The 12,847-nt window shown below is 38.9% G+C and carries 6 protein-coding genes; all 6 read left to right on the forward strand.

Annotation, left to right across the window (positions count from 1 at the left end; genetic code table 11):
* Positions 1-161: 161 nt before the first annotated feature.
* The 6 genes from DKG80_RS01115 to DKG80_RS01140 all read left to right on the forward strand — a co-directional run bounded on the left by DKG80_RS01115 (position 162) and on the right by DKG80_RS01140 (position 12,826).
* Entirely contained in the window at positions 162-3,512 is a 3,351-nt protein-coding gene (locus DKG80_RS01115) for a transglutaminase family protein (protein ID WP_109829441.1), read from the forward strand.
* Positions 3,513-3,532: 20 nt separating this feature from the next.
* Positions 3,533-6,061, forward strand: a complete 2,529-nt coding sequence (locus DKG80_RS01120; protein WP_109829442.1) for a circularly permuted type 2 ATP-grasp protein — start codon at positions 3,533-3,535, stop codon at positions 6,059-6,061.
* Positions 6,058-6,933, forward strand: a complete 876-nt coding sequence (locus DKG80_RS01125) for a transglutaminase family protein (RefSeq protein WP_109829443.1) — start codon at positions 6,058-6,060, stop codon at positions 6,931-6,933. Before DKG80_RS01120 ends, DKG80_RS01125 begins: the two co-directional genes overlap by 4 nt.
* 333 nt (positions 6,934-7,266) lie before the next feature.
* Complete coding sequence (locus DKG80_RS01130) at positions 7,267-8,739, forward strand: circularly permuted type 2 ATP-grasp protein (protein ID WP_109829444.1); 1,473 nt, start codon at positions 7,267-7,269, stop codon at positions 8,737-8,739.
* 49 nt (positions 8,740-8,788) lie between these two features.
* A complete protein-coding gene (locus DKG80_RS01135; protein ID WP_109829445.1) occupies positions 8,789-9,730 on the forward strand; it encodes an alpha-E domain-containing protein in 942 nt (313 codons plus the stop codon).
* Positions 9,731-10,216: 486 nt separating this feature from the next.
* Positions 10,217-12,826, forward strand: coding sequence for a T9SS type A sorting domain-containing protein (locus tag DKG80_RS01140; protein WP_109829446.1), 2,610 nt, complete (start codon positions 10,217-10,219; stop codon positions 12,824-12,826).
* The last annotated feature ends 21 nt before the right edge of the window (positions 12,827-12,847 follow it).

Genomic DNA, 12,847 nt, shown 5'->3' on the forward strand with positions numbered 1-12,847 from the left:
ATTTACTGCAAAGTGGTCCAAGAGTATTGATTTGAAAGCTGCTTTTTCGCAGTCGTATTCCTTCTCAAATAAATGTTTGGATTTGCTGACGGTGCAGTGCCTACTGTACCGAAAGCGGGTATTTTTGTGAGAGTAAGTCATTGATCAAAACTTATCTTTCCATGTCTATTAAGGTTGCACTTCGACACTTTACGAGCTATCAATATGAACATCATATAGAGGTATCTCCTCAAGTCATCAGGCTTAGGCCTGCTCCACATTCTAGAACACAGGTAAAAGGCTATTCCTTGAACATTAAACCTGCTAATCATTTTATTAATTGGCAGCAGGACCCGTTTGGTAACTACCTAGCTAGAATAGTATTTCCTGAGAAAATCGATCACTTTGAAGTAGATGTCGAAGTCATCGCAGATATGGTGGTGATCAATCCTTTCGACTTTTTTATTGAAGAATATGCCGAAAAGCCAGGATTTCAATATGAAGCGGGATTACAAAAACAACTCGTTCCATATCTTGAAATCATAGAGCGTGATTCAGAATTGATGAAAATGGTTGAAAAAGCCAAGTCTCTACTCACAGAAGATATGAACACAGTGGACTATTTGGTAGCGCTCAATCAATTGGTTTACTCTTCCTTGAAGTACAACATCCGCATGGAACACGGGGTTCAAAGTTGTGCTGAAACCTTAGCGTTGAAATCTGGATCTTGTCGTGATTTCACTTGGTTGTTAGTACAACTTATGCGCCACCTTGGGCTAGCCGCTCGATTCACATCAGGCTACTTAGTACAATTGAAACCAGATGTGAAATCATTAGAAGGCCCGTCAGGTCCAGAAGAAGATTTTACCGATTTGCACGCTTGGGCAGAGGTTTATATTCCAGGTGCCGGATGGATTGGATTAGATGCTACATCAGGATTGTTTGCAGGAGAAGGGCATATTCCCTTGGCATGTACACCGCACCCCGAAAGTGCTGCCCCTATAACAGGAACTGCAGAAGCTGTAAAGACTGAATTTCAGTTTGAGAATTCTGTAAAACGTGTGATAGAAAAGCCGAGGGTAACGAAGCCTTTTACCGATTCACAGTGGAATAGGATAGTAGACTTAGGAGTTCAAATAGATGAAGAATTAGAAGCGGGTGATGTTCGCTTGACTATGGGGGGCGAGCCTACTTTCGTCGCCGTTGATAACCAAGATGCCCCTGAGTGGAACACAGCTGCAGATGGTGAACACAAAAGAAAATTATCTAATGAACTTTTTCACAAGCTAAAAGATGAGTTTGGAAATGGTGCATTGATGCAATACGGCCAAGGGAAATGGTACCCCGGTGAGCCATTACCAAGATGGAAGCTAGCTTGCTATTGGAGACTCGATGGACATCCGATATGGAACGATGATGAGCTATTGGCAGATTTATCAAAAGACTATGGTGTGACAAAGGAGCAGACTGAAGTCTTTATGAAAACATTGGCTCAAAAGTTGAACCTTGATCAAGAAAATATCCAACCTGCCTATGAAGATCCTTTTTACTTCGCATGGGAAGAAAGGCGCGTACCTGTTAATATAGATCCCTATGAAAAGGATCTAAAATCAGCATTAGAAAGACAACGATTAGCAGAGTTACTTCAGCAAGGTTTAGGAAACCCAATAGGGTATGCTATTCCGATACAATGGGATTTTGATCAAACCAACTGGCAAAGTTGTAAATGGGAGTTCAGATCAGGGCACCTTTTTTTAACCCCGGGCAATTCACCTCTTGGACTAAGACTACCCTTAGATTCTATCCAACATATAGACGAACAAGATGCTGAATACAGACCAGAAAGAGATTTGTTTGAAGAAGTCGGTGACTTACCTAAAACTAAACGGTCATTAACAGATAATATTCCATTTAATACTAGCACCATACCATTTAAGACTTCTGTTTGTGTTGAAGTTCGTCAGGGGAAATTATTTGTGTTTTTTCCTCCTTTGACACACATTGAGCATTACTTGGAGCTGGTTGGTGCAGTGGAAGAAGTAGCTAAACAGATGCAGCTGCCCGTCCTTATAGAAGGATATGATCCTCCGTCGGACAATCGAATTCAGAAGTTTATGATCACTCCCGACCCTGGTGTGATAGAAGTCAATATTCACCCTGCCAAAAACTGGAATGAAGTATTAAAGAATTATGAGATTCTCTATCAAAAGGCGGCAGAAACCAAATTAGCAACGGAAAAATTCAATCTGGATGGTAAGCACACAGGTACTGGAGGAGGAAACCATATTACATTAGGAGGAGAAAAACCAGCAAATAGTCCTCTTCTAAGGAGACCAGACGTGTTGAGGAGTTTTATTACTTATTGGCAGCATCACCCTTCATTATCATATTTGTTTTCTACTCAATTCATAGGTCCAACAAGTCAGGCTCCGAGAGTGGATGAAGGAAGAGATGAGATTCTTTATGAACTGGAACTTGCCTTTGATCAGATACCAGATGATTTGGCTGAAAATGAAGTCCCGTTTTGGCTTGTTGATAGAATATTCCGGCATTTACTGATAGACATTACAGGGAATACACATAGAGCAGAGTTTTGTATAGACAAGTTGTATTCCCCAGATTCTACTACTGGAAGGCTAGGGATATTAGAATTCCGAGGGTTTGATATGCCACCTCATTACAGAATGAGCATGGTACAGTTTCTATTGATAAGAGGTCTGTTGGCTTGGTTTTGGAAACAACCCTACAAGCATGATCTTGTAAGGTGGGGGACAGGTCTTCATGATAAATTCCTTTTGCCTCACTATTGTTACAAAGACATGGCCGAGGTAGTCAATGATCTCAATAGAGCTGGATATGGTTTCGAACTTGATTGGTTTGATCCATTTTTTGCATTTCGATTTCCGTTTTTAGGAGAATTAAATGTGGATGATATACACATTGAAATTAAAATGGCCATAGAACCATGGCATGTTCTAGGAGAAGAAATGTCCAATTCTGGTACTTCGAGATTCGTAGATTCATCATTAGAAAGAATACAAGTCAAAGTTTCAGGACTAACAGATAGTCGGTATAAATTACTATGTAATGGTTGTCAGATTCCATTGAAAAGTACTGGAGTACAAGGAGAATATGTAGCCGGGATTAGATATCGTGCTTGGCAACCACCATCAGCATTGCATCCTACTCTAGGAGTAGATACTCCATTAGTTCTCGATTTATTTGATACTTGGACCAACAAGTCTGTCGCAGCATGCCAATATCATGTAGCACACCCCGGGGGTAGAAACTATGAAACTTTTCCCGTCAATAGTTATGAGGCAGAGTCTCGACGTATTTCAAGATTTTTCGATTTTGGACATTCGATCAATCTAGTAGAGCCCACTGTAGTCAATCAGCAGTCTAGTGGTAGGTTTATTACTAAAGTAGATTTAGTCTCAGAATATGCTATTACAGAATCAGAATCTAGTGCTGAATACCCACATACCATGGATTTGCGTAGATATAAGGCAAAAATGTCTCGTTCTAAGTGAAAATTCAGGAATTTTGAGGTATGATTAATTCTTATCTGTCAGAGCGAGTAGGGAAGAAACGCAAGTTTTTTGATGAAGTATCTGATGCGGATGGTAATGTTTACCCGCATTGGAAAGAGGTGTTGAGACAATTTGGAGAGATGGGAGATGAGTCTCTCAAGGAGCGTGCAGAGGATGTATCCAGAATTCTTCGGGAAAATGGGGTAACTCACAATGTATATGGAGACCCCGATGGTCTTAATCGTGCATGGCAGTTGGACCCTATTCCAATGGTGTTCAGTGAACAGGATTGGTCATTTATAGACCAGGGACTCAAGCAGAGAGCCAAGTTGCTCGATATTGTTTTGAAGGATATTTATGGAAGTCGCAAGTTGATCCGATCAGGAGATATTCCATTTGAATTGATCTATAACCACAAAGGTTTTTTGAGACAATTAGACAAGCTTCGTCTTCCTGGAGATCAACTATTGATTCAGTACTCCGCCGATTTAGCTCGTGGGCCAAACGGCAAAATGTGGGTACTCAATGACAGAACCGATGCGCCTTCAGGTGCAGGGTATTCATTTGAGAACAGGTCTGTCATGATGCAGGCTTTTCCTGATATGATTCGAAATAATAAAATTCAGCGAATCAATGAATACTACAATGCGGTGAAAAGAGCCTTAATGCGACTTTCATGGCAGGACAAGCTCAATCCAAGAATTGTTATTTTAACTCCAGGTCCTGGAAATGAAACCTTTTTTGAGCATGCCTACTTATCATCTTTGATGGGGTTTACCTTGGTGACAGGAGATGATTTAATGGTCAGCGACGGGTATGTTTGGCTGAAGACTATAGGAGGGTTAGAAAAGGTAGATGTAATTGTTAGACGTGTCGACGATATATTTTGTGATCCAATGGAGTTTAACATGGACTCTAGACTTGGGGTAGTCGGTCTGATGGAAGCTATAAGAGATAAAAAAGTTACAGTAATTAATCCACTGGGATGTAGGGTCTTGGAAAACCCAGGGCTGATGGCTTTTTTACCTAAGCTATCACAAAAAATATTAGGAGAAGACCTACTTCTTCCATCCGTAGCTACTTGGTGGTGTGGCCAAAAAAAGGAGCTAGATTATGTATTAGATAATATTCAAAATCTAGTCATTAAAAGAATTTATATTGATAGTCAAGCCAAATCCATTTGGGGCGCACAACTAGGAGAAAAGGAAATATTAGAGCTCAAAGAAGCTATTTTATTAGAACCATATATGTATGTAGGACAGGAAATGGCAACATTTTCTACAACTCCTTCATACATTGATGGAGAAATACAACCCAAAAGTGCAGTATTTAGAGGATATGCTATAGCAGATGGTAGTGAAGATGGATATACCATCATGCGCGGAGGATTGTCAAGAAGTAGTAAAAACGAAGGGCTACTTATGCCATCAGCCAACGCACAAAGTATCAGTAAGGATACATGGGTGATTGGAGATGACTCAACTAAACAGACAAAATCGATACAGGAAAAAGTTCATTATGGAGATTGGATTCTTCCTAGTAAGACTGCTGAAAACTTGTTTTGGCTAGGAAGATATGGTGAACGTTCTATTCATACCATTAGACTACTGAGGACCGTATTGAAGCGTCGAACAGAATCTCCAGATATAGTACATCCAGAAAAAGATGATGTGCTAGTAGCCTTGCTCCAGTCCCTCACCGCAATGACTTTGACCCAACCGGGTTTTGAAGAAGAAGATACACTAAAGTCACCAGATGAAGAACTCTTGTCTTTGATCAAGGATACAGCCAAGATAGGTTCTTTGGCACAGTCAATTCAAGCGTTTCTAAATAATAGTTATAGCGTCAGAGATAAGCTAGGATTGGATATATGGAGGATTCTAGATATGATCAATGACAGTAGTGTACGTTACAAACAAATTGATGATCTTAGAGTGATGACCTCTAAACTGGATAACTCTTTGGTAAGATTAATGGGATTCCATGGGATGATGGTAGATACCATGACACGTGATGATGCATGGCATATCTACAGTATAGGTAGATTCTTAGAGTCGTCTATCAATATTTGTGTAATTCTCAAAGAAGTTCTTAAAAAAGACTATCCTATAGAAGTAGAACGAGAGCTACTTGAAAAAATTCTAATGGTTAATGAAAGCCTAATAACCTATAGATATCATTACAAGTCAGCAATTGAAATATCTAGTGTGATTTCTTTATTGTTAATAAATGAAACCAACCCAAGATCATTAACCTATCACCTAGAGCATATTCAGAAGGAGTTAGGTAGGCTTCCTTCAAAACACACACAATACTTAAGCAGTATTCAAAAAAAACTTTTAAAGGCCAGTATGATGGTTCGCCTATGTGAGCCTGATCAACTAGTACTAGTCGACAAGGAGGGTAGTGAAAAAAGAGTTAACCTAATTAATTTCTTTACAGAATTGGTACAGATTTTAGCATCTGTCTCGACGGATATTTCTAGTCAGTACTTTAGTCATACGACTTTCCATGCACATTCCAACTCAACTCTAATCCCCGAAATATGAGGTATCAGGTTAGACATGTTACTAAATATAAATACAACTCACCTGCTGAGTTGTGTCACAACATTGTTTATCAATGCCCCTCCGATTATCCATTCCAAAAAGTCAACTCATACAAGTACAGGATTTCTCCAGAGCCTAACTATGAGATGAATCGAAGAGACTTCTTTGAGAATCAGTATTTGTACTTTTCAATTCAGAAGTTACATAAGGAACTGTCAGTAGAGTCAATAGCAGAGGTTACTTTAGAAGTACCACAGTGGATGAAAGTTAATCCTTTAGAGACTCAGTCTTGGGAAGAAGTAGTTGAATGGTTGCGTACTCCTGAGGCGATGAATGATACTAGGCAGTTTTATCTTGGTTCAACAAATGTAGAGCTTCATCGTCATTACAAAGAATATGCATTAGAGTCCTTCATGCCAGGTAGGCCTATCATGGCAGCTATGATGGACTTAAATGAACGAATATTTAATGACTTTAAGTTTACGCCTGGATTTACAGATATATCCACTCCAGTTTCAGAAGTATTCAAAACCAAAAAAGGAGTCTGTCAGGACTTTGCTCATTTTGGATTAGCTTGTTTGAGATCTATAGGGTTAGCAGCGAGGTATATGAGCGGTTATATTGAAACAATACCACCTCCAGGTAAACCCAAATTAGTAGGTGCTGATGCATCACATGCATGGATTGCTCTTTTTATTCCAGATATTGGCTGGGTAGAGTTTGACTCAACTAATAACTTACTTGTATCTGACCAGCATATTCGTACTGCATCAGGTCGTGATTTCTCTGACGTTATTCCACTTAAAGGTATCGTATACTCTGGTGGCGATCAAGAAATGGATGTAACGGTAGATGTGAATCAACTGAAATAAGTTTCATTTCTTTCCTGCGACATTGACTTTAGTGGTTGAGCGCCTTTTTTTACTATTGTTTATCAATATAATTCAAAAGACACTTTGAGGAGAAAGCTAGTCATTCCTTGCTAATGCGCTAAACTTTGAAACGCTTCAAATAGCTAAAAAAATAATAAAATGCGCTTCTTCATTTGTTTGGTTTTCAGCAAATTGAAAGAGTAAAAAGCTGTTGTGAAGAAGCTGTTATTTGGCATGTAGAAACCTGCTCATAAAATTAGCTTAGGTTGAGTGATACCATACTTTTCGGGTTGACAGCTAGATATTTTTGTATAGAACGCAAACCAAGAAAATATGTCTGTAGCAGAAATAAGAGAGGAGATCCTCAGACCCTATACAGTATCAGAAGGCTTCTATGATGAGGTATTCATGAATAGTGGAGAAATTAGGCCATCTTATGAGAAGCTATATAGTGTATTTAACCAGTACAGTCCAGAGGAGTTCAAGAAAATGAATGAGTCGACCAAGCTGTCGTTTCTTTTGCAAGGAGTAACGTTTGCCACCTATACTGAAAACCCGAAAGGTACAGAACGTATTTTTCCATTTGATCTGATGCCTAGAATCATAACTAAAAACGAATGGGAAATTCTAGAGCGCGGTTTGATTCAAAGAAATACGGCAATTAATTTATTCTTGCAGGATATCTACAATGACAAGAAAATACTACGAGATAAAATAGTTCCTTCCGATTTAATCTTCAGTTCGGTGAACTACAATAAGTATATGGTAGATTTTGAACCACAAGGAAATATCTACAATCATATTTCTGGAACTGATTTAATAAAACACAGTGATGGTCAATTTTATGTTCTTGAAGATAATGTTCGATGTCCATCTGGGGTGAGTTATGTCTTAAGTAATCGAGATGCACTGAAACGAACAATTTCCAACTTATTTACCTCTCTCAATGTTCAAACAGTTTATGATTACCCTGAAGCGCTACTTAACTGTATGAGATCTGTTTCCCCAGAGGGAGTAGATAGAGCTAATTGTGCAGTCCTTACACCAGGGATATACAATTCTGCTTATTACGAGCATGCCTTCTTGGCACAAAGTATGGGGGTGCAATTGGTAGAAGGACGGGATCTGTTCGTAGATAAAGGTTTTCTATATATGAAAACTATATATGGACCAAAGAAGTGTGATGTGCTATATAGACGAGTAGATGATGATTTTATAGATCCATTGGTGTTTAGAAGAGATTCGATGTTGGGTGTACCCGGCTTAATGGATGTCTATCGTCAAGGAAATGTTACACTACTTAATGCACCAGGTACAGGAGCCTCTGATGATAAGGCAGTTTATACTTACATCCCTAAGATTATTAAATACTATCTAGATCAAGAGCCAATACTACAAAATGTCCATACGTATCAGTGTGAGATACCTTCAGAACGTGACCATGTGATTCAAAATATGGAAGAGCTTGTTATCAAACCGGTTGATCAAAGCGGAGGTTATGGTATTTTCATGGGGAATAAATCAACTAAGGCTGAGCGAGAGGAAATGAAGGCTAAGATACTTTCGGACCCTAGAGAATATGTTGCACAGCCAATCATGCGTTTATCTTCTCATTCTACATTTATGGAGGACTCCGGAGAGTTTGAGCCAAGACATGTAGACCTTCGTACTTTTACTCTTTTTGGCAAAAACTTTCAACATGTACTCAAGGGAGGGCTTACTCGAGTAGCTTTGAAAAAAGGTAGTCTGATAGTTAATTCGTCTCAAGGCGGAGGATCTAAAGATACTTGGGTGGCAGACATGTAAAACCTGACATTTAAAAATTTATTTTCCAATACTGAATAGCAAGACATAGATGTTATCAAGAGTAGCAGACAACCTATACTGGTTGGGTAGATATATAGAGCGTTGTGAACAAATAAGCAGATATTTAAACATTCAATATTTCTCATCACTAGATACTGATTTTGAATTACAAAAGGAGATTGCACTCAAAAGTGTGGCTCATATGGTTGGTCTCGACACTGAGAACTATGATGACTATACTTTTGAAGAAGATATTTTAGTTTCGGTGGCGATGGACGATGAAGGGACAAACTCTATTAAGTCCTGCGTGCACCATGCAAGAGAAAATGCAAGAGGCGCGAGGGACGTGATCTCCGTTGAACTCTGGAATGCGGTCAATAAATTTTACAGGTTTATTCATGATTATCCTGAAGACTACTATAAAACGAAAGGGCTTTATGACTTTACACAGACTACCAATGAGCACTGTTCTATTATAAAAAATAAGATAGGGTCTTCTCTTTTACACGATCAGGTATGGGCATTTATAACTGCAGGATTGAATATAGAAAGGGCTACTCAGGTAAATAGAATGTTGCTTAGTAAGTTCAACGATATAGAAATGCTCACTGAACATAAGGCAACTAAATCTATTGAAAGTTTCCAATGGGCTATGATGCTCAAGTCGGTAGAAGGGTTTGATATGTTCAGGAGAGAGTACTCTCGCTTGCCAAATCAACAGGATGTATTAGAGTTTGTCGTGCTAAGTCTAAAATTTCCACGCTCTATTTCATATAATATCAATTCACTATGTGAGTATTTTAATCTAATTAGCAGAAGTAAGAATGTTGAAGAAAATAGTCTGGAATGGAGTGTTGGTAAAATGTCTCAATATTTGAAATACAAAACTATCGATGAGATCAAGGATAAACCTGTAGAGTTTCTGATGGAAACACTAACCTATCTAAACGATCTTAATACGCTTCTGACAAAGTCATACTTAAACTATTAAGAATAGATATTTCTTTCAAAATTCGTTACTGATATCTATCTGAGTAAATTGTTCTTAACACTATTCTATGTAGAGGTTTCAGTGTTATTTAAGTTCTATTAATTATCTATTATTTGACTCAGAGATAACATCAAACAGATGCTTAAGAGTATGTTTTTAGTTTATTGTTATCTCAAATGCATCAATTTTCACCTCTTTATTTATAGATGTACGACCGTATATTGTTTTGATAAGGAGGGGGGTACTCTTATGATCGAGGGTGTGTCTAGTTCTAATATTCATGTTATCAGTACTCTATTTTTATATTAAAAGATGTTTTGTGGTTGAAAATCACAGGACAAGTATATGATTGATTATTGACTAGGGTTAAAAGACTACTTATCACCTGTAGGTAGGTCTTTGCATATCTATTATGATAGACTTCGTATGGTTGTTCTGGATTGAGATCACGCAGAAACGAATGTATGAATGTTTAAATATTAGATTATGAAAAGACTATTAACTCTTTTTGCGCTTCAGTGTATTTTTATCCCAACTCTTTTCGCGCAAAGTGTCTCTTACGTAGGGGCACCATTTACTCTGACAACCAACACTACAGAAACCATTACCCTTAATTATGATGCAGGAGCAGGTAATGAAGCTACAGAGCTTTCTTTGGAACTTAGGTATTTGGAAAATTGGAGTACTATAAAAACAGGAGAATTGTCATGGACTACAAGAAGTAATTCAAACGAAGTAATAGCAGGAACTCAAACAGGAACCGCGACGGTGGATTTGAATTTGTCTGGAGCCATTCCAAAACTGGATCTACCAACAGACCCGACGCATAGAATCCAGTTTGTAGCAAGACTAAAATATATTCCAGTTGGAGGAGGTGCTGAAGCTACAAAAACAGGATTTAATACAAATATTAATATCATAGAAAATGAAGGTATTACAGGGTTTTCTATTCCAGAAGAAGTAGAGCCAGCAAACATTGACGCTACCAATTTTACTGTTGATTTGGAAGTGCCCTTTGGAACTAGTTTAACTGCTTTAGTTCCAACTATTGATTTGTCTGATGGGGCTTCAGTATCTCCAAATACTGGTGTCGCACAAAATTTCACAAATCCAGTTACATATTCTGTAACAACAACCGGAAGCCAGGATTGGACAGTAACTGTGACTGAAGCACCAGCTTCTACTGATGCTTCATTATCTGTATTGACTACTAGTGTTGGTATGCTTTCTCCAGATTTTGCATCAGGTACTTTTTCCTATACAGTAGATCTACCATTTGGAACGACTGCGACACCGACCGTAACAGCAACAGAAAATGATTCCAATGCGACATCAGATGTAGACGACGCATCGGATGTCACAAGTGGAACAGAATCGGATAGGACCACTACGGTAACTGTAACAGCAGAAGATGGTACAACTACTGAAGATTACACTATAGTATTTAATGTGCTTCCACCTTCTACTGATGCTACATTATCAGCGTTGTCATCGGGCTTAGGAAGCTTGGATCCAGTATTTGCCTCTGGTACTTTTTCCTATACCGTAGAGTTGCCATTCGGAACAACAGCAACGCCAACGGTAACAGCAACAGAGAATGATTCTAATGCGACTTCGGATGTCGACGATGCATCAGATGTGACAAGTGGAACAGAATCAGACAGGACTACTACGGTGACTGTGACCGCAGAAGATGGTACTACTACTCAGGATTATACGATAGTATTTAATGTAGCAGCGGGAGCGACAGATGCTACATTATCAGCGTTGTCAACGGGTTTAGGAAGCTTGGATCCAGTATTTGTCTCTGGTACTTTTTCTTACACCGTAGAGTTGCCCTTTGGAACAACAGCAACGCCAACCATAACAGCAACAGAGAATGATTCTAATGCGACTTCGGATGTCGACGATGCATCAGATGTGACAAGTGGAACAGAATCAGATAGAACCACTACAGTGACTGTAACCGCAGAAGATGGTACCACTACTCAGGATTATACTATAGTATTTAATGTAGCGGCAGGAGCGACAGATGCTACCTTGTCAGCGTTGTCAACGGATTTAGGAAGCTTGGATCCAGTATTTGCCTCTGGTACTTTTTCTTACACCGTAGAGTTACCATTTGGAACGACTGCGACACCAACCGTAACAGCCACGGAAAATGATTCTAATGCGACTTCGGATGTCGACGATGCATCAGATGTGACAAGTGGAACAGAATCAGATAGAACCACAACAGTGACTGTAACCGCAGAAGATGGTACCACTACTCAGGATTATACTATAGTATTTAATGTAGCAGCAGGAGCGACAGATGCTACCTTGTCAGGATTATCAACAGACTTAGGAAGCTTGAATCCAGTATTTGCCTCTAGTACTTTTTCTTACACCGTAGAGTTACCATTCGGAACGACAGCAACGCCAACTGTAACAGCCACGGAAAATGATTCTAATGCGACTTCGGATGTAGACAATGCATCAGATGTGACAAGTGGAACAGAATCAGATAGGACTACTACCGTAACTGTGACAGCAGAGGATGGTACCACTACTCAGGATTATACGATAGTATTTAGTGTGCTTCCAGCTTCTACAGATGCCACTTTATCAATGATAACATTGGATGAAGGTACATTAGATCCTGAGTTTGACGCAGCGACTAAGATGTATTCAGTTCAACTTCCTGCAGGTACTACAGCAGTGCCAACAGTGACAGCAACTGCAAGTGACGCAAATTCAACTAAATTAATAACTGATGCGACTGATCTGACAGGTGATGAAGCAGCTAGAACTACTACCATTGTAGTAACTGCTCAAGATGGTTCTTCTACAGAAACTTATACAATAGTATTTGAGCTAGAGGAAGCTACAGGTATTAGTGAAAACTTAGCAACTCTATCAATTTACCCTAATCCATCAATAGGTAATATTAGTTTGGAAGGTGTAGTGGTAGGGACTAATGTAGTAGTTTCTTCACTAGACGGACAGATAGTATTCCAAGGAGGATATACTGGAAGTATTGAATTAGAAAATGTGACTCCAGGGTTATATGTCGTCAAAATAGAAGGTTACATCGGTAAAGTTTTGATTAAGTAAATTTTTATCTAAAGCACAACA

Origin of the sequence: Reichenbachiella versicolor (assembly GCF_003171675.1) — a bacterium.
Taxonomy (GTDB): Bacteria; Bacteroidota; Bacteroidia; order Cytophagales; family Cyclobacteriaceae; genus Reichenbachiella; species Reichenbachiella versicolor.

What these genes read in the sequence shown, in the direction of transcription:
- DKG80_RS01130 (WP_109829444.1), top strand. Translation starts at nt 7,267, where the DNA reads ATGTCTGTAGCAGAAATAAGAGAGGAGATCCTCAGACCCTATACAGTA.
- DKG80_RS01125 (WP_109829443.1), top strand. Translation starts at nt 6,058, where the DNA reads ATGAGGTATCAGGTTAGACATGTTACTAAATATAAATACAACTCACCT.
- DKG80_RS01120 (WP_109829442.1), top strand. Translation starts at nt 3,533, where the DNA reads ATGATTAATTCTTATCTGTCAGAGCGAGTAGGGAAGAAACGCAAGTTT.
- DKG80_RS01140 (WP_109829446.1), top strand. Translation starts at nt 10,217, where the DNA reads ATGAAAAGACTATTAACTCTTTTTGCGCTTCAGTGTATTTTTATCCCA.
- DKG80_RS01115 (WP_109829441.1), top strand. Translation starts at nt 162, where the DNA reads ATGTCTATTAAGGTTGCACTTCGACACTTTACGAGCTATCAATATGAA.
- DKG80_RS01135 (WP_109829445.1), top strand. Translation starts at nt 8,789, where the DNA reads ATGTTATCAAGAGTAGCAGACAACCTATACTGGTTGGGTAGATATATA.